20 protein-coding genes and 1 pseudogene are annotated in these 26036 nt (G+C 63.8%); 10 read left to right on the top strand and 11 right to left on the bottom strand.

Annotated features, from left to right (window positions below; translation table 11 throughout):
- Positions 1–5 precede the first annotated feature (5 nt).
- The 5 genes from FFS45_RS31535 (at position 6) to lpdA (ending at position 6324) form a co-directional block, all read left to right on the top strand.
- Positions 6–872: an alpha/beta hydrolase gene (locus tag FFS45_RS31535; protein WP_137958559.1), complete on the top strand. Its 867-nt coding sequence runs from the start codon at positions 6–8 to the stop codon at positions 870–872.
- A gap of 278 nt (positions 873–1150) precedes the next feature.
- Entirely contained in the window at positions 1151–2383 is a 1233-nt protein-coding gene (locus FFS45_RS31530) for a 3-methyl-2-oxobutanoate dehydrogenase (2-methylpropanoyl-transferring) subunit alpha (protein WP_137958558.1), read from the top strand.
- A 2-nt stretch (positions 2384–2385) separates the two neighbouring features.
- Positions 2386–3438, top strand: coding sequence for an alpha-ketoacid dehydrogenase subunit beta (locus FFS45_RS31525; protein WP_137958557.1), 1053 nt, complete (start codon positions 2386–2388; stop codon positions 3436–3438).
- A gap of 1 nt (position 3439) precedes the next feature.
- On the top strand, positions 3440–4906 hold the full coding sequence (locus FFS45_RS31520) for a dihydrolipoamide acetyltransferase family protein (protein WP_137958556.1): 1467 nt from the start codon (positions 3440–3442) through the stop codon (positions 4904–4906).
- A gap of 2 nt (positions 4907–4908) precedes the next feature.
- The gene (gene lpdA / locus FFS45_RS31515) at positions 4909–6324 is read left to right on the top strand and encodes a dihydrolipoyl dehydrogenase (RefSeq protein ID WP_137958555.1); all 1416 of its coding nucleotides are present in this window, start codon (positions 4909–4911) and stop codon (positions 6322–6324) included.
- Positions 6325–6443: 119 nt separating this feature from the next.
- Here lpdA and FFS45_RS31510 read toward each other — a convergent pair whose 3' ends face one another.
- On the bottom strand, positions 6444–7508 hold the full coding sequence (locus FFS45_RS31510; protein ID WP_137958554.1) for an HAD family hydrolase: 1065 nt from the start codon (positions 7506–7508) through the stop codon (positions 6444–6446).
- Between the two features lie 190 nt (positions 7509–7698).
- Here FFS45_RS31510 and FFS45_RS31505 point away from each other — a divergent pair, with 190 nt between their 5' ends.
- Positions 7699–8370 (top strand): acetyltransferase, encoded by a 672-nt coding sequence (locus FFS45_RS31505; RefSeq protein WP_137958553.1) that lies wholly within the window; start codon positions 7699–7701, stop codon positions 8368–8370.
- A gap of 19 nt (positions 8371–8389) precedes the next feature.
- Here FFS45_RS31505 and FFS45_RS31500 read toward each other — a convergent pair.
- Positions 8390–9505: pseudogene (locus FFS45_RS31500) on the bottom strand (DegT/DnrJ/EryC1/StrS family aminotransferase).
- Positions 9506–9729: 224 nt separating this feature from the next.
- Between FFS45_RS31500 and FFS45_RS31495 the strand changes: the two are divergent.
- The gene (locus FFS45_RS31495; protein ID WP_137958552.1) at positions 9730–11397 is read left to right on the top strand and encodes a hypothetical protein; all 1668 of its coding nucleotides are present in this window, start codon (positions 9730–9732) and stop codon (positions 11395–11397) included.
- Positions 11398–11462: 65 nt separating this feature from the next.
- Positions 11463–12023 (top strand): dTDP-4-dehydrorhamnose 3,5-epimerase family protein, encoded by a 561-nt coding sequence (locus tag FFS45_RS31490; RefSeq protein ID WP_137958551.1) that lies wholly within the window; start codon positions 11463–11465, stop codon positions 12021–12023.
- A gap of 139 nt (positions 12024–12162) precedes the next feature.
- Here the strand turns inward: FFS45_RS31490 and FFS45_RS31485 are convergent, their stop codons facing one another.
- The 9 genes from FFS45_RS31485 to FFS45_RS31445 all read right to left on the bottom strand — a co-directional run bounded on the left by FFS45_RS31485 (position 12163) and on the right by FFS45_RS31445 (position 24171).
- On the bottom strand, positions 12163–13386 hold the full coding sequence (locus tag FFS45_RS31485) for a class I SAM-dependent methyltransferase (RefSeq protein WP_171029808.1): 1224 nt from the start codon (positions 13384–13386) through the stop codon (positions 12163–12165).
- A 17-nt stretch (positions 13387–13403) separates the two neighbouring features.
- Entirely contained in the window at positions 13404–14543 is a 1140-nt protein-coding gene (rfbG, locus tag FFS45_RS31480) for a CDP-glucose 4,6-dehydratase (RefSeq protein ID WP_349292335.1), read from the bottom strand.
- Positions 14528–15304, bottom strand: a complete 777-nt coding sequence (rfbF, locus tag FFS45_RS31475; protein ID WP_137958549.1) for a glucose-1-phosphate cytidylyltransferase — start codon at positions 15302–15304, stop codon at positions 14528–14530. The genes rfbG and rfbF overlap by 16 nt, the downstream gene beginning before the upstream one ends.
- A gap of 98 nt (positions 15305–15402) precedes the next feature.
- Positions 15403–16173, bottom strand: a complete 771-nt coding sequence (locus tag FFS45_RS31470) for a cephalosporin hydroxylase family protein (protein ID WP_137958548.1) — start codon at positions 16171–16173, stop codon at positions 15403–15405.
- A gap of 236 nt (positions 16174–16409) precedes the next feature.
- Positions 16410–17096 (bottom strand): glycosyltransferase, encoded by a 687-nt coding sequence (locus FFS45_RS31465; protein ID WP_137958547.1) that lies wholly within the window; start codon positions 17094–17096, stop codon positions 16410–16412.
- Between the two features lie 30 nt (positions 17097–17126).
- Positions 17127–20216, bottom strand: a complete 3090-nt coding sequence (locus tag FFS45_RS31460) for a tetratricopeptide repeat protein (RefSeq protein ID WP_171029807.1) — start codon at positions 20214–20216, stop codon at positions 17127–17129.
- A gap of 445 nt (positions 20217–20661) precedes the next feature.
- The gene (locus FFS45_RS31455) at positions 20662–20982 is read right to left on the bottom strand and encodes a flagellar protein FliT (protein WP_137958545.1); all 321 of its coding nucleotides are present in this window, start codon (positions 20980–20982) and stop codon (positions 20662–20664) included.
- A gap of 14 nt (positions 20983–20996) precedes the next feature.
- Entirely contained in the window at positions 20997–22559 is a 1563-nt protein-coding gene (gene fliD, locus FFS45_RS31450) for a flagellar filament capping protein FliD (RefSeq protein ID WP_137958544.1), read from the bottom strand.
- Positions 22560–22719: 160 nt separating this feature from the next.
- Entirely contained in the window at positions 22720–24171 is a 1452-nt protein-coding gene (locus FFS45_RS31445; protein WP_137958543.1) for a flagellin, read from the bottom strand.
- 280 nt (positions 24172–24451) lie between these two features.
- Between FFS45_RS31445 and FFS45_RS31440 the strand changes: the two genes are divergently transcribed.
- Both FFS45_RS31440 and rpsU read left to right on the top strand, forming a co-directional pair.
- Positions 24452–25405: an aldo/keto reductase gene (locus FFS45_RS31440; RefSeq protein ID WP_137958542.1), complete on the top strand. Its 954-nt coding sequence runs from the start codon at positions 24452–24454 to the stop codon at positions 25403–25405.
- Between the two features lie 312 nt (positions 25406–25717).
- Positions 25718–25930: a 30S ribosomal protein S21 gene (gene rpsU / locus FFS45_RS31435; RefSeq protein WP_074262890.1), complete on the top strand. Its 213-nt coding sequence runs from the start codon at positions 25718–25720 to the stop codon at positions 25928–25930.
- Positions 25931–26036: the final 106 nt, after the last annotated feature.

Below are 26036 nucleotides of genomic sequence, written 5' to 3'. Positions count from 1 at the left end.
GACGCATGCTGAAGCCGGTACCGACATCGCCAGGACGATTGATTGCGGCGCTGCCAGGCCTACTGCTGCTGGTCAGCCTGATCACCGGTTGCGTGACGCTCGACCGGGGTGCTCACGCCGACGCGCTGGCGAAACCGGCTGGCCTGAAGCGCGAACTGATCGATACGGACAGCTTCGTGCTGACCGCCTTTGCGCGGATAACCCGCGCCGATGAACCGCTCGACGTGTACATCGAGGGCGACGGCCTTGCGTGGATTTCACGCAGCGAGCCCTCGCTGGACCCGACGCCGCGGGAAGCTACCGGCCTTGCGCTGGCGGCAGCGGACCGCGCACCGAACGTCGTGTATCTGGCGCGCCCGTGCCAGTTCACGCCGATGGCCGTCAACCCGCGCTGTGGCATTCCTTACTGGACCGGCAAACGCTTTGCGCCCGAGGTCGTGGAATCGGTCAATGAAGCCGTGACGCGGTTCGCTGCGCGCGTGCCGGGGCAGCCCATCAACCTGGTGGGCTATTCAGGTGGTGGCGCACTGGCGGTGCTGATCGCGGCGCGCCGCACGGATATCGCGTCGATTCGCACGGTGGCGGGCAATCTCGATGATGAGTTCGTCAACCGGCTGCATCAGGTGTCACCGATGCCGCAGTCGGAGAATCCGATCGATTTCGCAACGCGTGTCGCGGCAATTCCACAGGTTCACTTCAGCGGAGCCAGCGATACGGTAGTGCCACCCGTGGTGGCGCAGCGTTTTGTCCACGCGACCGGCGACCGCTGCGCGCAGGCGCGCACAGTGCCGGAGGTGACTCACGACGGTGACTGGAGCCGGCTGTGGCCGGCGTTGCTCGAAATCAGACCGGAGTGCTCTCCGAGCCAGTGATGTTCAAGAAAAGACGAGTCGAACCATGCCACGGACGCCACCGCTAGAGGCATAGCCCAACCGCCACGCCGCACCGCACTGCACTGCACTGCACCATCGCCCCATGGCAAACACGCTCACCCCAATTGAGCGCGTTAAACATCGAACCCCATTCGCACATTGCCTAAACTCTTAAGAGACCGGCGCGTGCCACAGCACGCGCCGACATGGCGTTCGTCCGGCTACCCCCGGCGAGCCGCCTATCAGCGTGAGACACAATCAAGCGTGGAGACAAACCAATGAGCTTGCCTGAGCCGTTGCGTCTGCATGTGCCGGAGCCGACCGGGCGCCCTGGCTGCAGAACCGACTTTTCCTACCTGCATCTGTCCCCCGCCGGGGCGGTGCGCAAACCTCCCATCGACGTCAGCCCCATCGATACCAGCGATATCGCGTACAGCCTCGTGCGCGTCCTCGACGATGACGGCCGCGCGGTCGGCCCCTGGGCCCCGGACCTCACAGACGAGCAACTGCTGGCCGGCATGCGCGCCATGCTCAAGACGCGCATCTTCGATGCCCGCATGCTGATCGCGCAGCGCCAGAAAAAGATCTCGTTCTACATGCAAAGCCTCGGTGAAGAGGCAATCGGTGCGGCCCAGGCCATGGCCCTGCGGCGCGACGACATGTGCTTTCCGACTTACCGGCAGCAAAGCATTCTGATGGCGCGCGAAGTGCCGCTGGTGGGCATGATGTGCCAGTTGATGTCGAACGAAGCCGACCCGCTCAAGGGCCGTCAGTTGCCGGTGATGTATTCGGACCGCGAAGCGGGTTTCTTCTCGATCTCCGGCAACCTCGCCACGCAGTTCATCCAGGCGGTGGGCTGGGCGATGGCGTCGGCCATCAAGGGCGACACGAAGATCGCCTCGGCGTGGATCGGCGACGGCGCAACCGCCGAGTCCGATTTCCACACGGCGCTCACCTTCGCGCACGTCTATCGCGCGCCGGTGATCCTCAATGTGGTCAACAACCAGTGGGCTATCTCGACCTTCCAGGCCATCGCCGGTGGGGAAGGCTCGACGTTTGCCGGGCGGGGTGTCGGCTGCGGCATCGCCTCGCTGCGCGTCGACGGCAACGACTATCTCGCGGTCTACGCGGCCTCGTGCTGGGCGGCGCAGCGCGCACGCCGCAATCTCGGGCCGACGCTGATCGAATGGGTCACCTATCGCGCCGGCGCGCACTCGACCTCCGATGATCCCTCGAAATACCGCCCCGGCGACGACTGGAGCGATTTCCCGCTGGGCGACCCGATCGCGCGTTTCAGGAAGCACCTCAACGCAAAGGGCATCTGGTCGGATCAGTCGCACGACGAGCTGGTGGCCTCGCTCGAAGCCGAGGTCATCGCGGCGCAGAAGGAAGCGGAGCAATTCGGCACGCTGAACGACGAGCGCTTTTCGAGTCCCGCCACCATGTTCGAGGATGTCTACAAGGACATGCCGGAACACCTGCGCCGTCAGCGCCAAGAACTGGGAGTATGAGCATGGCGGAATTCGACACGATCAAGGAAACAAGCTCGGCTACCCGGCCGATGACGATGATCCAGGCGCTGCGCTCGGCGATGGATGTGATGCTCGGACGCGACGACAACGTCGTGGTGTTCGGCCAGGACGTGGGCTACTTCGGCGGCGTGTTTCGCTGCACCGAGGGCCTGCAGGCGAAGTACGGCACCTCGCGCGTGTTCGACGCGCCGATCTCCGAGGGCGGCATTGTCGGCGCGGCGGTCGGCATGGGGGCGTATGGCCTGCGGCCGGTGTGCGAGATCCAGTTCGCTGATTACTTCTATCCGGCGTCGGACCAGATCGTCTCCGAGGGGGCGCGCTTGCGTTATCGCTCTGCCGGGCAATTCATTGCGCCGATGACCATCCGCATGCCCTGCGGCGGCGGCATCTACGGCGGCCAGACGCACAGCCAGAGTCCGGAGGCGATGTTCACCCAGGTTTGCGGATTGCGCACGGTGATGCCGTCGAACCCGTACGACGCCAAAGGACTCCTGATCGCCTCCATCGAAAACGACGATCCGGTGATCTTCCTCGAACCCAAGCGGCTCTACAACGGGCCGTTCGACGGCCACCACGAACGGCCGGTCACGTCGTGGGCGAAGCATCCGTCGAATGCGGTGCCGGAAGGCTACTACACGGTGCCGCTCGATTCGGCAGCGGTTGTGCGTCCCGGTAACGCGGTGACGGTGCTGACCTATGGCACCACGGTCCATGTATCGCTTGCGGCCGCGGAAGAAACCGGCATCGACGCGGAAGTGATCGATCTGCGCAGCCTGTGGCCGCTCGATCTCGAGACCATCGTCAAGTCGGTGCGCAAGACCCGGCGTTGCGTGGTGGTCCACGAAGCGACGCGCACCTGTGGTTACGGCGCGGAACTGGTGTCGCTGGTGCAGGAGCACTGCTTTTATCACCTGGAAGCGCCAATCGAACGGGTCACCGGCTGGGACACGCCGTATCCGCATGCGCAGGAATGGGCCTATTTCCCCGGCCCGCGCCGGGTTGGGGAAGCACTACGTCGTGTGATGGAGGCCTGAAATGGGTGTGCATATCATCAAGATGCCGGATATCGGTGAAGGCATTGCGGAAGTGGAACTCGGGGCCTGGCACGTGGAAGTGGGCCAGCTCGTCAAGGAAGACGGACCGATTGCAGATGTGATGACGGACAAGGCGGCGGTCGAGATTCCGTCGCCGGTCGCGGGCAAGGTGATTGCGCTCGGCGGCAAGGTGGGGGAAGTGCTGGCGGTCGGTAGCGAGTTGATTCGCCTGGAGGTGGAAGGTGAGGGCAATCTGAAGGCGGGTAGCGCAGCGTCAGGGGCGGGTGGAGCGAAAGGCGCCAACGGGGCGCATGGAACCCATGGAACCAACGGGACGCAGCACGGCGCGCAACCCGCTGCTGCGGCGGTGAGTAGCGCGGCTGTCCAGCACACCGCTGCGGAGGCGAGCGCGGCGGCGTTGGCATCTGCGCTTTCCAGCGGCGTTTCCCCTCAATCAGCGGCGCGAGCAACAACGGCGTCTCCACGGCTGCATGAATCACACACCGCTTCGACTGCAACCGCACCGGCCACGTCGTCCGCATCCCGTGCGCCAGCCGCAAATCAACCCACGCTCGTACGTCAGCCCGACGAGCGCCCGCTTGCTTCACCGGCGGTCCGCCAGCGCGCATGGGACATGGGCATTGAACTGCGTTTCGTGCACGGCACAGGGGAAGCAGGCCGCATCCTGCATGCGGACTTAGACGCCTACGCCCAGACCCGTGGCACACCGTCCTCCACGATTCAGGCACGCTCGGGCTACGCCGAACGTCTCGACGAGACCGCGGTGCCGGTGATCGGCATGCGTCGCGCCATCGCCCGCAAGATGCAGGAGGCCAAGCGGCGTATTCCGCATTTCAGCTACGTCGAGGAGATCGACGTCACCGAAGTCGAAGACCTGCGTGCGCAACTGAACAAGCGCTGGAGCGAAACGCGCGGCCGCCTCACCATGCTGCCGCTGCTGATTCGCGCCATGGTGATCGCGCTGCGCGATTTTCCGCAGATCAACGCGCGCTTTGACGACGAGGCCGGCGTTGTGACGCGTTATGGCGCGGTGCATATCGGCGTTGCCACGCAGACCGAGGCGGGTCTGACTGTGCCGGTGCTGCGTCACGCCGAGGCGCGCGACGTCTGGTCGATTGCCGCCGAGATCGTGCGGCTCGCCGAAGCCGTACGCAGTGGCAAGGCCAGCCGCGATGAGCTGACGGGTTCGACCATCACGATTTCCAGCCTGGGCGCGCTCGGCGGGATCGTTTCGACACCGGTCATCAACCATCCTGAAGTCGGCATCGTCGGCGTCAATCGCATGGTGGAACGCCCGATGATCCGCAATGGCGCAGTGGTGGCGCGCAAGATGATGAATCTGTCGTCGTCGTTCGATCATCGGGTCGTCGACGGCATGGACGCAGCCGAGTTTATCCAGTCGGTTCGAGCGCTGCTGGAGCAGCCCGCCCTGCTGTTCGTGGAGTAAGCATGAGTCAGATTGAGAACACAACCCTGCTGGTCATTGGCGGCGGGCCGGGTGGCTACGTCGCGGCAATCCGCGCCGGACAACTCGGCATCCCGACCATGCTGGTCGAGCGCGAGCAGCTTGGCGGCACCTGCCTGAACATCGGCTGCATTCCGTCCAAAGCGCTGATTCACGCAGCCGAAGAATTCGACAAGACCTTGCAGTACGCGGAAAGCTCGCCGCTCGGCATTCGTGTCAGCGCGCCGCAGATCGATATCGAGCGCACCGTGGCGTGGAAAGACGGCATCGTGCAGAAACTGACGCGCGGTGTCGGAGCGCTTCTGAAGAAGCATGGCGTCAAGGTCGTGCACGGCGAGGCGCGCGTGATCGATGGCAAGACGGTGGACGTCACCACGAGCGGCCAAGGCGAGGGTGAGGGTGAGCGTGTGCAGATCCACTGCGAGCATCTTCTCCTCGCAGCCGGGTCTGAGCCCACCGCACTGCCGTCGATGCCGTTCGGCGGCAAGGTGGTGTCGTCGACGGAAGCCTTGTCGCCGAAGACGCTGCCAAAGCGCCTCGTGGTGGTCGGCGCGGGCTATATCGGCCTTGAACTGGGCACGGTGTACCGCAAGCTGGGTGTCGAGGTGACCGTGGTCGAGGCGCTGGACCGCATTCTGCCCGCGTACGACGCCGAACTCGTCAAGCCGGTGGCCGATGCGCTCGCACGCAAAGGCGTCTCGGTTCTGCTGGGACACAAGGTATTGGGTCTCACCGCCGACGGCGAGGCAGTGCGTGTACAGGACCGCGAAGGCAGCGAAAGGGCGTTGCCGGCCGATCAGGTACTGGTCGCCGTAGGCCGCCGTCCCCGCACGCAAGGCTGGGGGTTGGAAAGCCTGCAGCTTGATCGCAACGGCGCGGGGCTGCGCATCGACGATCAGTGCCGCACTTCAATGCGTGACGTATGGGCAATCGGCGACCTGGCCGGTGAGCCGATGCTCGCGCATCGTGCGATGGCGCAAGGCGAGATGGTGGCGGAGTTGATTGCCGGCAAGGTGCGCCGCTTCGTACCGGCAGCGATTCCGGCGGTGTGCTTCACCGATCCGGAAATTGTCACCGCCGGCATGTCGCCGGCCGAAGCGCAAGCAGCCGATCTCGACTGCGTGAGCGCGTCGTTTCCATTCGCCGCGAACGGCCGGGCGATGACGCTTGAAGCGACGGACGGTTTCGTGCGTGTCGTGGCCCGTCGCGACAACCATTTGATCGTCGGTTGGCAAGCGGTGGGACGCGGGGTGTCCGAGCTAGCCGCGGCGTTCTCGCAGTCCATGGAGATGGGCGCGCGTCTGGAGGATATTGGCGGGACGATACACGCGCATCCGACGCTGGGCGAAGCGGTCCAGGAAGCCGCGTTGCGTGCGCTGGGGCATGCGTTGCACATCTGATCGCGCGCTTGAGTACGAAGTAGCTGGGCGCCGGTGTAAAGCCGGCGCCTTGCCCCAACGGTTCACTCTGCGACGCAGTGTCTGGACCGCGCTACCAAGCAACTCGTGGCAACCTTGCCTTACTTCGCAGCCGCTGTCCCCGCAGCCTCGCCCTTGAACACCGTCTGCCAGTCGTCCTTCATATCGACGATCAGCCAGCCCTTCACATTCGCCTCTTCAAGCCCCTTGTCCAGCTTGCCGGTTCGCGCCGCCCGGTCATATGCATACTCGCGCTGCGCATCGGTGTGATGCACGAGCGCCGCAAAGCGCGGCCCGTCGCCTGAGGTTGTCCACTCGAGCATCGGCAGATCGGCGTCCGAATTGCCGAACGCCATCAACGGCCGCCGTCCGACCACAGCCTGGATGGTCTGCGGTTTCGTCGCGCCGTCGTTGAGCGTTTCGACCTGTGCGAGCCGCGTCATCGTCGCCGCGCCGTTCGACATGCCGTACTGATAGCGAACCGTGCTGCCGATCACCTCATCGGGCGGCACGCCGTACATGCTCTGCGAGATTGCACGAATGAACTCGACGCTGTCTGCCGAGACGATATACGTCTTGAAGCCATTGGCGCGCAGGAAGGCCAGTACCTCGACCATCGGCTGATAAGCAAGGCCGCTATACGGACGGTTGAAGCGCGGATCGCTGGCGTTATCGAACCAGTCATGCACGATCGACGAAAAACTGTCCGGCGTCATGCCGGCATGGGTAGCCGCGAGCAGTTTCATCGAACCTGCGTCGCCGCTGTTGGCCACGTTCTTCAGATTGCCGCGCAGGATCGACCGGTACGGCTCCTGGCGCTTCCATTCAGGATGCCTTGGCGCGAGCGTCTTCACCCGTTGCAGCGTAAAGACAAGTTGCACGGGGGCCGGCTGTTCGGGCCACAGCGTTCCGTCCAGATCGAACACGGCGATGCGCTCGGCGCGCGGCACGAAGTCCTTCGATTCCGGCGTGGTGACGCGCGTCACGAAGTCGACAATCGAGCGCTCCGCTGGCGTGTCGTTCCACGCGGCGAGCGTGGCAGTGCCGGACATTGCACGGGCCGGCCGCGCGGCCTGGCTGGTGCCCGGCGAATGCGGCGTGGTGGTACAGGCGCACAGAACGACGACGGTCAAACCGATCCAGCATCGGCGCATCGAGCCAGTCATGAAAACCTCTTTGGTATGTGATTCAGTGCAGCGCTTCATGCGCCGCCAGCTATTTCGCGCTTATTAGATATCACATCCAGCGTGTTTGTTTAACGGTTTGCGGCGCATTTTGTCGGCGGCAAGTGGCATGGACGGAGCGCCCGTGCCGCATAATGGCCGCTTGAACAGGCGCTTTACAGGGGTGGTGCGAATGGCCAGGCCAGATATCGTGTTGTGGGGTGGAACCGGGCAAGCCAAGGTGCTGCGCGAATTGATCCATGACGATTTCGCCCTGCAGGCCGTGTTCGATAACAGCCCCACTGTGGCGCCGCCGTTTGCGGATATTCCGCTGATTCGCGGCTGGGACGGCTTCCTCGAATGGCATGCGGCGCGCCAGCAGCGGCCTTGCCATTTCCTTGTGGCAATTGGCGGTGATCGCGGCCAGGTGCGCGTGGAGATTCACGAGCAGCTCGAGCGCGCCGGACTGGTCGCGGCGCTTGCCGTGCATCGGAGTGCCTTCGTTGCCGGCAATGCACGTCTCGCCCCCGGCTGCCAGATTCTCGCGCAGGCGGCCGTATGCGCCGAAGCCGAACTCGGCACGGCGTGTATCGTCAACACCAGCGCCAGTGTCGATCACGAGTGCCGGCTCGGCCACGGCGTGCATGTGGCGCCCGGCGCCCATCTTGCCGGCGAGGTGCAGGTGGGCGATTTCAGCATGATTGGGGCAGGCGCGACGGTCTTGCCGCGCATCAGGATCGGCCGTCACTGTATCGTCGGTGCTGGCGCGGTCGTGACGCGCAATCTGCCCGACGGCGCGGTGGCCTATGGCAATCCAGCCCGCATCGTCCGTTATGCGAGCGACATGCCGGCCGGTCCGGCCTGACGCCGTCAGAACAGAAAACTCAGGCTTCGCAGAACCGTCGCACGATGGCGGCGACCCGCTCGATTTCCGCCGGCCCCATGTCGTGATAGCTGGGCAGGTTCACGGCGCGCCGGTAAATGCCGTGCGCTACCGGCGTTTCCACGGGGCGCTGCAGACCTTCCAGACCTAGCTCGCTGAGCGGCCAGAAAAACACCCGGCCGTCGATCTGGTCCGCCTTGAACGCGGCCAGCAAGGCGTCGCGATCGAATTTCACGTGCTCGTGGAACACGACGGTCGGCATCCAGTAGCCGTTCACCGTGCCCGGATGCTCGACGTTCAGGCTCAGGTGCGAGGCGAGCGGTGCGAGCGCCTCGGCGTACATGCGGAAGATCGCGCGTTTTTGCGCGATCAGGTCGTCGATCCGCTCCAGTTGCGCACAACCGATCGCCGCCTGCAGGTTCGACATCTTGTACTTGAAGCCGATTGCCGAGGGCCAGAACTGGCGCGTTTCGCCCTTGGCGCGGCCGTGATTGCTGAGCGTCAGCACGCGCTCGTAGAGCGCGCGGTCGTGGGTGACGAACATGCCGCCTTCGCCGGTCGTCAGGGTCTTGGTGCCGTGAAACGAGAAGGTGCCGAACGCGCCGAGCGCACCAGCACGCTTGCCGGCATAGGCTGAGCCGATTGCCTCGGCGGCGTCTTCGATCACGGCAATGCCATGCCGGCGGCCGATTTCGAGCAAGGCGTCCATGTCGCAGACGCTGCCGTACAGATGCGTGGCAATGATGGCCTTGGTGCGCGGCGTGATGGCGGCCTCGACCTTGACCGGGTCGAGACACCAGGTGTCGGCCAGGATGTCGACCAGCACGGGTGTGGCGCCCACATGCACGATCGGTGCGGCGGTGGCGATCCAGTTGATGTCGGCGAGAATGACCTAATCGCCGGCGCCGATGCCCAGCGCGGCGAGGCCCAGATGCATCGCACCCGTGCAGCTCGACGTGGAAATCGCGTACGGCAGATCCATGAACGCGGCAAAGCTCTTTTCGAAGCGCTCGATGTATTCGTAGCATCGTTCGCCCCAGCCGTTGGCGGCGGCGTCCGTTGCATAGCGGACTTCGAGCTCGCCAATCGAGGGTTTGGTGTAATGGATACGGGACACGCGGCTTCTCCAGTGTGGTGTGTATTTTTAACACCGCCGTCCGTTGCTTCAAGGGCCAAAATGCGCCCAAATCTGCCGTCAGTTTGGCGGCTTGCGCCGCGCCGGTTTCGGCCATACTCGGTCACTATGCAGATTGGCATGGTGCGGCCCGCGAATTCAGGTCCGCGCCGGCCAGTTGGGATAGAGGGATCACCGGGACATTTGGCCGAACCAGGCGGGCAGCGATGAGCGCGAATATTTTCCAGATTTTCAATGAAGGATCGACCGGCCAGGCGCTCGACGACGGTTTTACCGCCTTGACGCCTGCCGCCGGCGCGAAATCCGGCTGGGGGGGCTACAGCGCGATCCGCGAGTTTTTCCTGACCCGGTCGGTCAACCAGGATGAGCTGTACGGCTTCCTGACGTCCGACTTTCAGGCGCGGACCACGCTCGGCGCAGCCGAAGTTCACGCCTTCATCGCGCACAATCCGGGCCATGAGGTCTACACGTTCTCGCCGTCGATTGAAGACAGTGCATGCTATCTGAACGTGTTCGAGCAAGCCAACCAGCTCTACCCCGGCTTTATCGAAGCGGCCGAGCTGTTTCTGCGCGCTATCGGCCTCGACGCCGGCCGCCTGCGCACGCTGCCGATGGATTTTCGCTCGACCGTCTATGGCAATTACTTCGTCGCGAAGCCCTCGTTCTGGGAGACGTGGTTCGCGCTGACCGAAAAGCTGTTCGATCTGTTCGAAGGTGAGAACCCGGCGTTTCGCCAGCAACTCGCAGCGACGGTGGCGTGCAATCCGCCGATCGGTATGCGCGTGCTGCTGGTCGAACGGATTGCCTCGCTGATTCTCGCGCTGTGCCCGGAGATATCCGTCTGCGCTTATTCCGCCGGCGCGGCGGCGGCGCCGCAGACGAGCGCGTCGAACGACGAAGCACAGTTGGCATTGCTGAACGAACTCAAGGCCGGATACGGCGAATCGGACGACAACGAGTCGCTGCGCAATTTTTATACGCTGCGCGGGGCGGCGCTGCAGGCGCGCCACGGGCAGCGCCTCGAGCGCGCCAAGGACGGCTTTCTTTCGACGCAGCTCCCGGCCTCGCGAGACCTGCTCTATGTCTGCATGACGCATGTGCCGCTGCCGTTCGACTTTCCGTCGTTCGTCTCGCCGCTTTACCTCGGTGAGGCACAAGGTCCGGGCAAGGCCAATCTGCGCGACATCGCGCCGGAATGGGTGCCGTACCATCCGCAACTGGGTGCGGTTGCCGGTAGCTTCGCGCTCAAGAACTACATCGTCCAGAATCAGTTGCAGGTGAAGCAGGTCGGTATCTGCCAGTACCGCAAGTTCCTCTCGACCCGACGCCTGACCGAGACGGTCGCAGCCAACTATCCGGTGATGGACATGGTGACCCCCGAGGCGCTGGGGCGTTTCGACCTGGCCGAGATCATGGCGCCGGCGGGGCGCGATTTCCTGTTCGCCCAACTGTGCCGGTTGCAAGGCGGCTACTTCAATCAGTACCGCGAATCGCACGTCGCGGAAGACTTCCTGCTCTTCACCGCGGTGGCGACCGAACTGGGCGTGCTGGGTCGCCACGAGGTGATGCCGTTTTTCAACGAGCAGATATTCGTGCCTGGCGGCATCGAGCTGGGCGTGTACCCGGCCGATTTCTGGGTGAACGCGATTTCATCGGTTGAGGCCGTGGTGCGGACCTGTTTCGAGCGCCATCCGGTCAAGCGTGAAGGCTATCAGGCGCGGGTCTGGGCTTTTTGTGCGGAACGTCTTGGCAGCTACCTGTTGCTGCGCCATCTGGTGAGCAAATACGCCGGCGTCAACTGGCAGCAACAGTTCGTCGGTCAGTTGAACCTGTACACGGAAGATACGCAGGCGGCTTATGTCGGCGGGCGCTGACGCAGCGCGCCGCCCAGCCCGCGTCTGAGACGTTGCCTGAATCCGAATCCCGCTCGACAGACACCATGAGTCAGAATCTCTTGCACGCGTTGCCGATCGCGGGCGCCTTTGTAGCTCAAAGTACCCCGCGCGGCGACGCTCGCGGCAGCTTCATGCGCCTGTTCTGCGCCGATGATTTCGCCGAGGCGCACGGCGCGCGGCAGATCGTGCAGATCAACTGGTCGCATACGGTATTGCCCGGCACGGTGCGGGGGCTGCATTTCCAGCAAGGCGATGCTGCTGACGCGAAGTGGGTGCGCTGCCTGGAAGGCCGCGTATGGGATGTGATCGTGGACCTGCGGCCCGCGTCGGCTACCTTCATGCAGTGGCAGGCGGTGGAACTGGCGGCGGATAACGGCAAGGCGGTGTTTATTCCGGAGGGCTGCGCGCACGGCTTCCAGTGTCTCGAACCCGACAGCCGTTTGCTGTATCTGCACACCGCTTTCTATAACCCGGCCGCCGAGCGAGGCGTCGCCTACAACGATCCGCAACTGGCGATTGCCTGGCCGCGTGAGGTGAGCTTGTTGTCCGAGAGGGATCGGGCGTTGCCGAGCGTGCAGACATGGCTCGGTGAGCCGGAACGCTGAGCCGGGGCTTCGGCGCTGCGCGGTGTGCGCCAGCGGCAAGACTGGCGAAACCTGCTTAAGTGGCCGCACCGGGTGACTACACCGGTGACGGCCTCGAACGCCGCTTCAGGCGCTCAAACTAACGCGCCACCGTCGTCTGTCACAGATACCGGACCGTCGGCATTGCCACCACAAAGCGCACATCGGGACCGAGCACCGGACGCTGCTGCGCCACCACTTCCTCCGAGATATTCCACGGCAGGATCAGCACGACATCGGGCTTGGCGGTGGCCAGTTGAGCCGGCGAGATGATCGGAATATGGCTGCCCGGCATGAATTTGCCCTGCTTGGACGGCGCGGCGTCGCACACATACGGCAGCAGGTCCGGCTTCACGCCCGCGTAGTTCAGCAGCGTGTTGCCCTTTGCCGCCGCACCGTAGGCGCCGACCTTCACGCCCTTGTCCTTGCAGTCCAGCAGGAAGCGCAGCAGGCCGTTTTTCGCGGCATCGGCGCGTTGCTGGAAATCACGGTACGTATCAAGGGTGGTGATGCCGTGTGCCTGTTCAAGCGCCCGGATGCGCGCCACCGAAGCGTCGTCGCTGCGGGCGTCGCCGGCATGGCAGCCGTACACGCGCAGGCTGCCGCCGTGCGTCTTTAGTTCTTCGACGCGCCACACGCGCAGTCCGGCCGCGCGGAAAATATGTTCGACCGCCTGCAGCGAGAAATACGAAAAATGCTCGTGATAGACCGTATCGAACTGCACTTCGTCGAGGAGCTTGACCAGATGCGGAAACTCCAGCGTGATCGTGCCGCCGGGTTTGAGCGCTGTCTTCAAACCTTGGGTGAAATCATTCACATCCGGCACGTGTGCGAACACGTTGTTGCCGATAATCAGGTCTGCTTGCGAGCCGCTTGCCGTAAGTGAACGAGCCAGCGATTCGCCGAAGAATTCGCGCCGCACCGGAATGCCGAGCGCTTCGGCGCATGCCGCGGTGCTCGCGGTGGGTTCGATACCAAGACACGGAATCTCTGCGGCGACGAAATTGCGCAACAGATAGCCGTCGTTGGAAGCCACCTCGATCACGAACGACTCGCGGGTGAGCGACAGCTCGTCGATGATAGTCGACGCATAGTGCCGCGCGTGCGCGAGCCAGCTTTCCGACGTGGACGAGAAGTATGCGTAGTCCGCGTCGAAGAGCGTTTCGCGGGCCGCGTAGTCTTCGGTCTGCACCAGCCAGCAGGCGTCGCAGACAAACAGCTTGAGCGGGTAATAACGTTCCGGCTGCACCAGATCGCCCTGCGTCAGATACGCATTCGAGGGCGGCGCAAAGCCGAGATCCAGAAACGGAAACGTCAGTGGGTGATTACAGTGTCGGCAGTTCAAGACGTCATTCCTCGCAATCATTCGACAGCCGACGCCGCCGCGCGAGCGGCCGTCCTGCCGAGTCGGGCTTCATAGCGGCCGATCTGTTCGAGCGTGATGTCACGCACGTTGCGGCCGGCCCGGTGCGCCTGATGCCATTCGGCGATCCAGCGCAGCGCTTCCTCCAGTTCCAGCGCCGAGTCCCAGTCGAGTTCGCGGCGCGCCTTGGCTGCATCGAGCAGCAGCAGGCCGGCTTCGTGCGGCGCGCCGGCTTCGGCCTGCACCACAAACGAAGCATGCTCGCCGAGCGCGCTCGTCAGCGCCGCGGCGATTGCATCCACGGGGCGCATGTCGCCGGGACGTGGCCCAAAATTCCAGGCGCCGGAGTACTGCAGTGGTTGTGCGCAAAGACGCTCGGCGAGCGTCAGATAACCGGCAAGCGGTTCCAGTACATGCTGCCAGGGGCGCACCGCATGCGGCCGGCGCACGATGGCAGGCTCGGCCCGGTCGAAGGCGCGCAGCAGGTCGGGCACCAGACGGTCCACTGCCCAGTCGCCGCCGCCGATCACGTTACCGGCCCGCGCGGTAGCGACGCCGGTTGACGCAGCGCCGTTCGTACCCGGCACAAAGAACGACTGGCGGTATGCCTGCGTCACCAGCTCCGAGCAGGCCTTGCTGTTGCTATACGGGTCGCGGCCGCCGAGCGCGTCGCTTTCGCGGTAGGCGCGTTCGGTTTCCAGATTCTCGTAGCACTTGTCGGTCGTCACGTTGACGATGGCACGCACGCTGTCGGTCCGGCGTGCGGCATCGAGTACGTGCACCGTGCCCATTACATTGGTGGCGTAAGTCTCGACTGGCTCGGCATACGAATGCCGCACGAGCGACTGTGCGGCAAGGTGAAACACCACTTCGGGCTGTGCCCGCTGCATGGCGGCGCTCACAGCGTTGGCATCGCGCACGTCGCCAAGGATGTGTTCGAGTCCGCCCGCAACCTCAGCCTCGTCGAATAGCGACGGTTGGGTCGGCGCTTCAAGCGCGTAACCGGTCACCTGAGCGCCGAGACGTTGCAGCCATAGCGCCAGCCAGCTTCCCTTGAAGCCGGTGTGGCCGGTGAGAAACACCCGGCGGCCCCGCCAGAAACCCGTTTGCGTCATCGCCGCGTTCACCAGGTCTTCCACGGCGCGTTGCCGCTTGCCCAGATAGCGTCGAGCTGCTGCTTGTCGCGCAACGTGTCCATCGGCTGCCAGAAGCCGTCGTGACGGAAGGTTTGCAGCTCGCCCGAAGCGGCGAGCTTTTCCATCGGCGCGGCTTCCCATGGGGTTGCGTCGTCGGCAATGAAATCGAGTACGCGCGGCGACACCACAAAATAGCCGCCGTTGATCCACGCGTTGCCGTCCTGCGGCTTTTCCGTGAAGCCGACCACCGCGTCCTGGTCTTCCCCAAACTGCAGGACACCATAGCGTCCGGGCGGCTGCACGCCGGTTACGGTCGCAAGGCGGCCGTGACGCTTGTGAAAGCGCACCAGTTCCGTGATGTTGACGTTGCCCACGCCGTCGCCGTAGGTGAAGCAGAACGCTTCTTCGTCGCGCAGCAGATGTCCCGCGCGCTTCAGACGGCCGCCCGTCATCGAGAACTCACCCGTGTCGATCAGCGTGACGCGCCAGGGTTCGGCGTAGCGCTGATGCACTTCCATGGAATTGTTCGCGAGGTCGAACGTGACATCGGACGAGTGCAGGAAGTAGTTGGCGAAATATTCCTTGATGACATAGCCCTTGTACCCGCAGCAGATGACGAAGTCCGTCATCCCGTGGGACGCGTAGATCTTCATGATGTGCCACAGGATGGGCCGGTCGCCGACGGTCACCATCGGCTTGGGCCGCGACTGGGTCTCTTCGGACAAACGCGAGCCGAGCCCGCCAGCAAGAATGACGACTTTCATTTCGATTTTGCTTCGTGCAGATGAAACTGCGGTGAGCGAAGCCCGGGTAGGCGCCCGGGCGCCGGCGTACCTAAGTACCTGACTGACTGCTTGACTGCTTAACGGACGCGCTTCAGGTAGCCTTCCGGCGCGACCGAAATCAACAGCTTGTGATCGATTGCCCGGTCGATTTCGAACTCGGGGTGCTTCGCGACGTACTCGTGCACCGCCGTCTTCGGGCTATTCCCAATATCCCACGGACGGTCCGGGAAGCTGCCTGCAGGCATGTCTTCGATAACGGTATCGAACGCCACGCAGTAGCTGCCTACGGTGGTGAGCGGGGCGTAGGCTTCGAGTTCGGCGAGCACGTGGTCGTGCGTGTGATTCGAGTCGAGGCACACCAGCACGGTCTTTTTGCCTTCGGCATGGCGGCGCACCTGTTCGACGATCGCGGGGTCGATCGAGGAGCCCTGGATCATGTCGATGCGGTTGGCCATCGGATGCGCCTCAATCGCCACGCGGTTGTGCGCGCGGATATCGATATCCACGCCCACCACGCGGCGCTTCGGCTTGGCCGGGTCGAGCAGTTGCTGGCTTTCCAGCGCGTCGCAGTAGTCGAGCAGCGCCAGCATCGAGGCGCTCAGGATCAGCGAGCCGCCGTGCGCGATGCCGGTTTCGATAATCAGGTCGGGGCGCACGTTCCAGATCAGTTCCTGCATCGCCACCATATCCTGGGGATACTGAATGATCGGGCGCCCGAGCCACGCGAAGTTGTACGAGTAGCGGTATTCCGCGCTGGTGCACAGGAACGATAGGCCGGCGTCGAGCAAACCCTGCTCGCGTCCGTTGGCGGCGATGCGTTCGCGCACTTCCTGCTGAAAGTCACTCATGATGGATATGAACCGGATTGAACTTGATCGTGGAGTCGGTCGGTGCAACAGACCTTTTAAGAGGTGATATCAGGCAGTGTACGGACCGCGGGCGGCGACATTCGGCGGAACAGAGCCCAAAATCCGTCCCAATTCACGCCTGAACGGGGCCGCTACCGGCCGTGCGGCCACAAGCGTGCCCAGGCAGACGACGAGCGCAGGCTTGAAACCGCGCACCGCCCCTAAGCCCAGGCCTTTCATTCGCCGTACTTCTGCAGATAACGCTGGTAACCGTCGCGCCAGCCGGGCGAGTTGAAAGCGCCGCCGCTTTCGTGCACCACGGCAAGCGGCCAGGTGCCCATGCTCAGGCCTTTCAGCTCAGCCTGGCGGCAAAAATCCATGTCGTAGAAATGGAACGTGAACTGTTCGTCGAAGCGCAGGCCGCTTTCGATCAGCTTCGCGCTGTCGGCAATCAGCATCAGGCCGTCGAGCAGCTTGCAGGCCTGGCCGGCCGGGCCGAACGACGACACGATTTCACACGGAAAGCCCTTGCCGTGTCCCACTGTGCCGCTCAGGAACTGCTTGTCGTCCCACTTGAAGTCGGGTGTCGCGAAGGCCCAGGCGGGCTGACGCGGCAAACGGCGCGTGTTGCCGGCGAGCCCTACCACGTCGAAACGCTCGATCGCTTCGTAGATCCGCTCGGTCCAGAAAAAGTCCTGCAGCCAGACGTCGTCGTGCACGAACACGAGAATCGCCGGGTTTTGCTCCGCGTACTGGATCGCGTTGTTGTAGATGGTCGACAGGCCGCGGGCGTTGTTGTCGAACAGATGCAGTTGCGCGTGCTTGAAGTGGTTGTAGAGCTTCAGCGACCGCCCGAGCGCGGTCTCGTTGGAGAACTGCTCGGGGGTGCGCCGCGTGCCGCAGACGAATCGGATAGGTTTCATTGGATCACGGGTGTTCGATCGGAGCGGGTGTCATCCGCGCACCAGGCTCAGATTGAGCGGTTCCGCGGCGGCAGGAGCAGCCGCCGCGACGGCCAGGGCCGGGGCCGGCTGCTGGCTCGATGCGGGGGCGGGGGCGTGCGGCGTTGCGGCCGCTGCGACGTCAACCGCCGGCACCTCGAACGACTCCGCCGGCAGGCCCTCGCACCAGCGCCGCCACATGGTGCGCAGCGCGCTTGTCACGCTCACGGCGATCACTTCCGGGCGGAACACCGGCGACTGCTGGCAACGCTCGCGCATGCCGGCGCGCAGTACAGCGAGCGCCGTCAGATCCTGCGAAAGCTCGACACCCTTGCGCACGAAATCGTCCTTGTCGTGCGCCACGAACGACTCCAGGCCGACGTGCGACATCGCGGTCAGGCCGCTGCGCCCCGGCACCGTCTCGCCCGGCAGTGTCAGGGTGGGTACGCCCATCCACAGCGAATGCAGAGCGGTGGTGAGGCCGGAGAACGGGAAGCTGTCGAGACAGAAGTCCACCCGGTGATGCTGCTGCAGATAAACCGGCACGCTCGAGCGCTGCATGAAGTCGAGCCGCTCGCGGGCGATACCTTCCTCGCTGAACCACTCGACCAGCTTGCCGAGACCGCCGTCGCGCGGCATTGCGCCGATCACCATGCGCGAGTTCGGCACCTCGCGCAGCAGGCGCGACCACAGGGCGATCACGTCGCGGCGCAGTTTGTCCATCCGGTTGAAGCTGCCGAAGGTGATATGGCCGTTGTGCAGCGCAGGCAGCCCGTTGACCGGCGGGCACAGCTTGTCGGCGAGGAACGGGGCGACCGCCGGCAGATAGGCGATCTTCTCGCTGAACTGGTTGCGGAACTGCTCGGACGGCACCCAGAACTGATCGGCGAGGAAGTAGTCGACGGAGTCGAGACCGGTCGTGCCGGGATAGCCGATCCATGTCGCCTGCACCGGCGCCGGTTTGCGCGCGAGCGTGAGCAGCCGGTTGTGAGCGGTGTGGCCGGCCAGATCGATCAGGATGTCGATGCCGTCGGCGCGCACCTTCTCGGCGGCCTGCTCGTCGGAGAGGCCCACGACGCTGGTCCAGTGACCGAACAGCTCGCGCAGGCGCTCGCTCATCGTATCGTCGAGATAGGTGTTCGAATACGCATGCAACGACAGCTTCGGGTCGAGCGACAGATGCATCAGCACCGGTTCGAGGAAGCTCGCTACCGCGTGACGGCAGAAGTCCCCGGAAATGAAGCCGATCCGCAGTTTGCGCTCGGGGTCGCGGCTGTTGGTGTGCTGCGGCCAGTTGGGCTTGAGCGGCGCTTCGAAGCGCTCGGCAAAGCGGCGATGCTCGGCGAACAGCTCGTCGGGTGCGATTTCCTCGTTGTGCGTCATGCAGAACACGAGGTTGTTGTACGCCATCTCGAAGTTCGGATCGAGTTCGAGCGCGTGCCGGAACATCACGTTGGCTTCGCCCAGCCGGCCTTGCTGCATCAGCGTGACGCCGAGCGAGCAGGGCGTAAAGGGGGCCTTGGGGTCGAGCTCGATCGAGCGGCGCGCACTTTGTTCGGCCTCGTCGAGCCGGCCGGTGGCCTGCAGGATGATGCTGAGAATCCGCAGGCCTTCCGGGCGATCGGGAGACAATTCGAGCATGCGCCGGCAGGCGGTTTCCGCCGCCTCGTGGCGTCCCTTGGACTCAAGGATGCTGGCCGCGATCTGCAGGATATCGACGTCGTCCGGCCAGATGCCATGTGCCGTCGGCAGATGCTCGAAGGCCTCGTCATAGCGGGCGAGGCGATGCAGTGCCACGACCAGCACCTTCCAGCCGAAGCCGTGCTCCGGGTAGCGGCGGATCATTTCTCGGGCGCTGGCGACCGCTTCTTCGACACGGCCGGTGTTGAACAGACCGCCGAGCTCGTTGATCTCCTTCTGGTCCGGCGTCTTTTTGGCGGCCGGCGCGGCAGACTTGCCGGATTTGGCGGCCGTGGCCGGCGGGGCGGCATGGGCCGGTTCAGCCGGTTTGTTCTGCTGGGCCGGCGTGCTTGCCGGTGCGGCCACGGGGGCGGCTGCCGGGGCCGCCGTGCCCGTAGAAACCGCCGCCGATGCGTCCGCCGCGGCCAGTTCGGCGCGTGACACCTTGTTGGTCGGCTGGGTGGAGACCACCGTCATGATGCCGATCAGCTTGTCGATGGCCGGGCCGGCGAGGCCGCGTTGCTGCGCCATTTCCAGCGCGATCCACGCCGCCTTCAACTGATTGGCCTGCAACAGCCCGTCGATGTAATTGGCCCAGTACTGCAGCTGGTTCGGATCGCCGCCGATCGCGCGTTCGAGGTACGGAATCGCCGCCTCGGGCTGCAGCAGCCGGATACCGATCACGCCCAGCTTATGGTTGGCAGCCGGATGGTCCGGATACACGTTGAGCACCGCTTGATAGCGCTTGCCGGCCTCCTGGAATTCGCCGCGCTCGTCCAGTTGGAGCCCTTCCTGCATGGCGCGGGCGGCGCCCAGATGGTGGCCCAGTTCCGCATCGCGCGGCGCCAGCGCGGCTGCTTTTTCAAGCGGCGCCAGCGCGCCGGCGAGATCGCCACGCCGCAGGTAGGCGTAGGCGAGCGTCTTCCACGCGTAGCCGTTGTCGGGGAAGGTCGCGAGCATCTGCCGTGCGAGTGCTTCGGCGCTGTCGTGCAGGCCTTTGTCCGAAAGCGTTTCGAGGGTGGCGACGAATTCCCTGGCGAGATTCTCCATTTCGCCGGGGGTGGGCGCTTGTTCCTGCACCGGCGCGGCGTCGCCTGCCACTAGCGGAGGCAAGCTGAGGCCCTGTTGCCCGGCCTGCTCGCGCACCCGCTGCGCTTCGTCCGGCTGGCCGCTCATGACGAGCGCCTCGGCGTACACCGACCAGTATTGCACCCGCTCCGGCGCCGCCGCCACGGCGGTCTTGAGAAACGGCAGGCCGGCGGCCGGTTGCTTCATCTGCAGCGAGAGAATCCCGAGGTTGTGATTGGCGTCGGGGTGATCCGGATCGGCCAGCAGGATGTTGCGGTAAAGCTGCTCCGCTTCCGGAAAACGCTGCGCCTGATGATGGCTGACAGCCTGTTGCAGGTCGGCGTCGGTAGTCATGAATTCCCTTGTGTGCTTGGACGAACAGCGGTAAGGCGAACTGCTCGTCATCAACGACAGCACGTGCGTCGTCGGCGAGGCCGAGTTCCAGGCGCAGTGCGGCGCGGCGGCTGCCACGGGGCGGGTTCAGGCCGTGCCCGGCTGCGCTCGCGGCCAAAACCGGGCCGCGCGCCTGCCGGGCGCACCGGGCCGAGCGAGGCCGAAGCGCGGACGCACTGTGCTTCGAATAGTCTAGCGAGTCGTGCTATGGGCGATTCGGCGAGTAAAGGCCTGATTCCCTTGCTGTTCGGCCCTCGGGAGGGGCGGGCGCGCGGCCCGGACAAGAAAACGCGGGCAAAAAAAAGCCCGCAAAAGCGGGCGGAGTCGAACGAGCACGCCTGTACTTCGGCGTGTTATTTTTGTGTGAAACGGTAAGCGGCTTGCCGGCGCGGCAAGCCGGGGACGTCTAGAGCAGCGCGACGCGGTGGTATTGGCCGGCCGCCCGGGTGCGGTCCATCGCGGCGCGATATTCCGTTTCCAGCTCGGCCTGCGAGCGCTGCGCGTTGGCGAGCGTTTCGCTGTCGACGGACTGAATGTAGCGAATCATCTCGAGCGCGGCGGGTTCCTGCTCCGCCGCAATCGACATCAGAAGCGGCGAGCGCTCCTCGACGAGCTCAGCGGTGCGCTGCCAGTCGGCGAGGCTGGCAGCATGTTCGATCGCCTTCGTCAGCTCGAATACGCGCGTGACGAGTTCAGTCTGATTGATTGCGCCGCGTTCTTCAGTCATGTTCAGCCTTCCCATCAGGATGAGTTCTTGGCCAGCGCGCCCGCGCTATTGGCGCCGCCGAACAGCTGCGTCAGATACTGCGAGTTGCTGTTGGTCGTCGCCATCAGGTTGTTCAGCGCCGTGAACTCTGCGTTGTACTGCGAGGTCAGTTGCTGCGTGTACGTGGTCAGCGCGTTCGACTGGGTTGTCACGCTTTGCAGGTCCGCCGTCAACTGATTGGTGCGGATATCGATGATACCGCCCGTCTGCGTGAACGTCGTGATGTTGTTGTTCAGTTGCGCCGCAATGCCGTTGGTCGAATTGAACAGGGCGGCGACCTGGGTCGGGTTGCTCTGCACCGCGCTGGTGAGCGTGGTCGAATCCACCGACAACTGGCCATTCGATTCCAGCGTAATACCAAGCGAAGAGAGGGCTGCCGTCACGCCGGAGTTGCTGACGCTGCCGCTCACGATGTTGCCGAGCGTGCTCTGGATCTGGTTGAGCATCGAGTCGCCAAGCAGCGGGCCGCCTTGCGAACCGGCTGCGGCGCTCGAGTTGAACGACGACAGGCTGCTCATCGTGCTGACGACAGCGTTGTAATCGGACACGAAGGTCTCGATGTCGCTGACCTGGGTCGCGGTGTTCGGCGCGATCGTCAGCGTTTGCGCTGAGGAGCTGCTGCTCGAACTGGAGACAGCGGCCGCGGTCAGGTTCAGCGTCACACCAGGCAGCACCGACGTCACCGTATTGCTGGCACTGTCTGCGCTCGTACCGTTCAGCGTGAACTGCGCATCCTGGGCTGCCGTGGTCTGGGTCCACGCAATGCTGCCCGACGACGCGATGGTCGAAGCGCCGCTCGAGGTGGTGCCTTGCGTCGAGGTCACGCCGAGGCTCGAGAGCCCGTTGTCGTTCGCGACGTTGCTGACGTTTACCGTGATCGTGTTGGCCGCGCCCGTGGTGGTCGAGCTGAGCACCAAATGCTGCCCGTCGGAGCCGTTGACGACGGTGGCGGAGATGCCGGGGTTGCTGCTCGAACTGTTGATGGCCGAGGCGATATCGCTCAGCGTGTCGTTCGTCGAGGTGACGGCGAGCTGCATCGATTTGCTGCCCACCGAGATCGTCAGGTTGCCGGTGCCGAGCGAGCTTGACTGCGCACTCGTGAAGGCGCCCGAGGAAATGCTCTGCGCCTGTGCGATCTGGCTGACGTTGATCGAATACGAACCGGCCACGGCGCCGCTCGCGGCGCTGGCGGTGATGCCCGTCCCGCTCAGGGTGGCGCTGAAGGTGGACTGCAGCGTGCCGTTGAAAAGCGGCGCGAGTCCGACCTGCAGCGACGACAGCGCAGCCGAGAGCGAGCCGATGGCGGAAATCTGGGTGTTGTCGTTGGTCGCTTCAGTGGTCAGCGCGGCAGTTTGACCCGCGACCTTGGAGTTGACGAGCGCCGTCACGATGGATTGAACATCCAGCGACGAGTTGCCTGTCGAACCCGCGATCAGTGACTGTCCTGCCTCCTGCAACGCAGACTGCGCTGCCGCTTCGGCGGCCGCTGCGGCTGCCGACGACGAGAGGGACGACGTGCTACTGGAAATCGTTGACATGAAAAACTCCACACGGGGTCGCGACCGCGCGACAGGTGTCTTCGTTAGGGGCTGGTCTGCAATGCACTAAGGGAGGACGAGCCTCCCGGTCATTCTTTAAGACGCGGATGAGCTGTTCGCGCTGCCTGGGGCTCATCCGCGCTTACTGCCGAACTCTACCTTATTGCAGCAGCTTCAGAACTTGCTGCGGGTTCGAGTTAGCTTGTGCCAGCACCGAGATACCAGCTTGTTGCAGCACTTGCGCCTTGCTCAGGTTAGCGGTTTCCTGTGCGAAGTCCGCGTCCGTGATTTGCGATTGTGCGCTCGACAGGTCGGTCGACTCAGCTTGCTGCGACGTTGCGATACCCGTCAGACGGTTTTGCGCGGCGCCGAGCGTTGCCTGGATGTTGCTGATGGTTGCGAGTGCGTTGTCGACCGTTTCCATCGCCAGGTTTGCACCAGCCGTCGTGCTCACGTTCACGTTCGCCACCGAAGTCGGAACGTTGTTCGTGTTGACGCTTGCCAGCACCGAACCCGAAGCCTGAGCTGCCGTCGTCGAACCGATCGTCGTTTGTGCGCCGTTGAACGCGGTGATACCAGCCGTCGTGCTCGTGAACAGGTTGGTTGCAGCCGTCGTCGACAGCTGGTTGCCGTTCTGGTCGACGTATTCGAAGCCGCCCGTGCCGTTCGATTCAACCGTGATCGACGTGATCGCGTTCGGCGTACCTGCCGTTGCTGCCGAACCGTTGGTCGAGTTCAGGTCGAGGCCCGAGATAACGCCGAGGACCGTGCCAGCCGATGCAGCCGAACCGCCACCCGTGCTGAACTGCGTGTTGATTGCGGACAGTTCGTTCGGTTCCAGCAGGCCGTTGTTTGCGCCCGTTGCCAGCGAGATCGTCGAGATGCCGCTTGCGGAGCCGGCAACCGAGAACAGGTTGGCAGTAGCCGTCGTCGACAGCGTCTGGTTGTTCTGGTCGGTGAAGATGAAGCCGCCCGTGCCGTTCGACAGGATGTTGATCTGGGTGATCGCGCCCGTGCCGCCCGAGGTGTTTGCCGTGCCGTTCGAGTTCAGGTCGAGACCCGTGATCGAACCGAGCGTGTTGCCTGCCTGCACCGGGCCGCTGCCCAGCGATGCTGCCGACACGCCTTGGCTCAGGTTCAGGCTGATCGTCTGACCGACGTTCGCGCCAACTTGAACCGTGACCAGGCCAGCCGAACCGTTCAGCAGGTTGATACCGTTGTACGTGGTTTGCGAAGCAAGACGGTTCACTTCAGCGACTTGCTGGGCAACTTCCTGTTGCAGCGCTGCCTGGTTGCTTGCGGACAGCGAACCGCCCGCGGCTTCGTTCGCGAGCGAACGGATGGTTTGCAGCGATTGCGTGATTTGCGACAGGCCCGTGCTGGCCGTTTGCACCATCGACACGCCGTCGTTTGCGTTCGACACGCCTTGGTTCAGGCCGTTGATGGCCGTTTGCAGCGTCGTCGAAATTGCCAGGCCGGCTGCGTCGTCAGCTGCGCTGTTGATACGCTTGCCCGAGGACAGACGGGTAATAGCTTGCGAGAGTGCGTTGCCGGAGCTGTTCAGGTTTTCCTGAGCGGTCAGCGACGAGATATTACTGTTGATGCTGAGCATGAAAATCTCCCAAGAGGCTGTTGCCCTAAAGTTACTGCCACGTTGACATGGGCGGTGCACTCGTTCTTTGCTGGCCGCCTCTGAGCAGGATGTCGGCGCAGGAAAAAAAAACTTGAGGGACTTTGTTCAATTCGGACCCAATTGTTTTACTTCGAATTACCGGCCTGGCTATCCGAAAGGTGGCTTAAGGCGCCTGTTGGCCAAGCGCCGGGGGCGAGCGCAGAGCTTGAAAAGTCGGCGTATTCTTTTTGTCTCCAGAGACGAATTTCTTGGAGAAATCATGCAAAGACGCAGAATTGGCAATTCCGAATTGCAGGTCGCGCCGCTTATGTTCGGCGGCAATGTGTTTGGCTGGACCGCCGACGAGGCGACCTCGTTTTCGATCCTCGATGCGTTCGTCGACGCGGGCCTCAACTTCATCGATACGGCGGACGTGTATTCGGTCTGGGTGCCCGGCAACCACGGCGGGGAGTCGGAAACCATTCTCGGCAAGTGGCTTCGGGCGAGCGGCAAGCGCGAGCAGATCGTGCTGGCGACCAAGGTGGCCAAGCACCCGCAGCGCAAGGGACTGTCCGCCGGCAATATCCAGGCGGCGGTGGAGGATTCGCTGCGTCGCTTGCAAACCGACTATATCGACGTGTATTTCTCGCACGAAGATGCACTCGACACGCCGCTCGCCGAAACCTTGGGCGCCTATCAGCGCCTGATCGAGACAGGCAAGGTGCGGGTGATCGGCGCGTCGAACTATAGCGGCGCGCGTATCCGCGAGGCGCTGGCCGTGTCGCGCCAGCATGGCCTGCCCGAGTACCAGATCGTTCAACCCGAATACAATCTTTACGACCGCGAGGACTATGAAACCGATCTCGAGCCGGTGCTGCAGGCCGAGCATTTGAGTGCGGTGGTGTATTACAGTCTTGCAAGCGGCTTTCTGTCAGGCAAGTACCGCTCGGCAGCGGATCTGGCCAAAAGCGCGCGCGGCAGCCGCGTCGAAAAATACCTGAACGAGCGCGGCACGCGGATTCTGGCGGCGCTCGACACGGTCGCCGACCAGCACGGCAGCACGCCTGCCACCGTGGCGCTGGCATGGCTGATTGCGCGGCCGAGCGTGACGGCGCCGATTGCCAGTGCGACCTCGGTGGCGCAACTCGAGAGCCTGGCTGCGTCGGTCCACCTGATGCTGACCGGGGCCGATCTGCGTCTGCTGGGTGACGCAAGTGCCTGGCGGAATGGCTAAAATGGTGGTAGGCACGTTATTTTCCTGATATCATCGGGAGTGAATTGAGATCTTTGCCTGTTTCGTCCGCTCTTGGGCGGGCGAAATGGCAACAGACGCGGCGCTTGCGATGTGCGTCTGGCCGCGTTCAGCGGTGAACTCCCCACCTCTCTTTTCCGGCCTCCGTGGCCGCTTTGCCTTTCGTTTCGTTCATGGTTTCGTTTGCCTGTTATTGTCCATGACGCGAAACGACCGGAGGGCCGGCGCGTGAGTGGCGTATCTGGTTACGCCGCCGCGCAATTACCCGTATCCAGCGATTTAGTTAGGAATTACATGACGACGATTCTTCTGAAGGAAAACGAGCCGTTCGAAGTGGCGATCCGCCGCTTTCGTCGCGCAATCGAAAAGAACGGCCTGATCGCAGAACTGCGTGAACGCCAATCGTACGAAAAGCCGACGACGGCTCGCAAGCGTAAGAAGGCTGCTGCTGTGAAGCGCCTGCACAAGCGCCTGCGCAGCCAGCAACTGCCGAAAAAGCTGCACTAAGCACGCTTTTCAAGCACAGCCGAACGGCGGTGTGAGCTTCGTAAGAAGCCACACCGCCGTTTTGCATTCTGTGGGAAAAATTGGGGCGCTTTCAGGTGACGCTTTA

Origin of the sequence: Burkholderia sp. 4M9327F10 (genome assembly GCF_005503145.1) — a bacterium.
Taxonomy (GTDB): domain Bacteria; phylum Pseudomonadota; class Gammaproteobacteria; order Burkholderiales; family Burkholderiaceae; genus Paraburkholderia.
The sequence above is the reverse complement of the archived record's forward strand: the minus strand, read 5'-3'. Positions and strand labels throughout refer to the sequence as shown.

What these genes read in the sequence shown, in the direction of transcription:
- FFS45_RS31535 (WP_137958559.1), top strand. Translation starts at nt 6, where the DNA reads ATGCTGAAGCCGGTACCGACATCGCCAGGACGATTGATTGCGGCGCTG.
- FFS45_RS31530 (WP_137958558.1), top strand. Translation starts at nt 1,151, where the DNA reads ATGAGCTTGCCTGAGCCGTTGCGTCTGCATGTGCCGGAGCCGACCGGG.
- FFS45_RS31525 (WP_137958557.1), top strand. Translation starts at nt 2,386, where the DNA reads ATGGCGGAATTCGACACGATCAAGGAAACAAGCTCGGCTACCCGGCCG.
- FFS45_RS31520 (WP_137958556.1), top strand. Translation starts at nt 3,440, where the DNA reads ATGGGTGTGCATATCATCAAGATGCCGGATATCGGTGAAGGCATTGCG.
- lpdA (WP_137958555.1), top strand. Translation starts at nt 4,909, where the DNA reads ATGAGTCAGATTGAGAACACAACCCTGCTGGTCATTGGCGGCGGGCCG.
- FFS45_RS31510 (WP_137958554.1), bottom strand. Translation starts at nt 7,508, where the DNA reads ATGACTGGCTCGATGCGCCGATGCTGGATCGGTTTGACCGTCGTCGTT.
- FFS45_RS31505 (WP_137958553.1), top strand. Translation starts at nt 7,699, where the DNA reads ATGGCCAGGCCAGATATCGTGTTGTGGGGTGGAACCGGGCAAGCCAAG.
- FFS45_RS31495 (WP_137958552.1), top strand. Translation starts at nt 9,730, where the DNA reads ATGAGCGCGAATATTTTCCAGATTTTCAATGAAGGATCGACCGGCCAG.
- FFS45_RS31490 (WP_137958551.1), top strand. Translation starts at nt 11,463, where the DNA reads ATGAGTCAGAATCTCTTGCACGCGTTGCCGATCGCGGGCGCCTTTGTA.
- rfbF (WP_137958549.1), bottom strand. Translation starts at nt 15,304, where the DNA reads ATGAAAGTCGTCATTCTTGCTGGCGGGCTCGGCTCGCGTTTGTCCGAA.
- FFS45_RS31470 (WP_137958548.1), bottom strand. Translation starts at nt 16,173, where the DNA reads ATGAGTGACTTTCAGCAGGAAGTGCGCGAACGCATCGCCGCCAACGGA.
- FFS45_RS31465 (WP_137958547.1), bottom strand. Translation starts at nt 17,096, where the DNA reads ATGAAACCTATCCGATTCGTCTGCGGCACGCGGCGCACCCCCGAGCAG.
- FFS45_RS31460 (WP_171029807.1), bottom strand. Translation starts at nt 20,216, where the DNA reads ATGACTACCGACGCCGACCTGCAACAGGCTGTCAGCCATCATCAGGCG.
- FFS45_RS31455 (WP_137958545.1), bottom strand. Translation starts at nt 20,982, where the DNA reads ATGACTGAAGAACGCGGCGCAATCAATCAGACTGAACTCGTCACGCGC.
- fliD (WP_137958544.1), bottom strand. Translation starts at nt 22,559, where the DNA reads ATGTCAACGATTTCCAGTAGCACGTCGTCCCTCTCGTCGTCGGCAGCC.
- FFS45_RS31445 (WP_137958543.1), bottom strand. Translation starts at nt 24,171, where the DNA reads ATGCTCAGCATCAACAGTAATATCTCGTCGCTGACCGCTCAGGAAAAC.
- FFS45_RS31440 (WP_137958542.1), top strand. Translation starts at nt 24,452, where the DNA reads ATGCAAAGACGCAGAATTGGCAATTCCGAATTGCAGGTCGCGCCGCTT.
- rpsU (WP_074262890.1), top strand. Translation starts at nt 25,718, where the DNA reads ATGACGACGATTCTTCTGAAGGAAAACGAGCCGTTCGAAGTGGCGATC.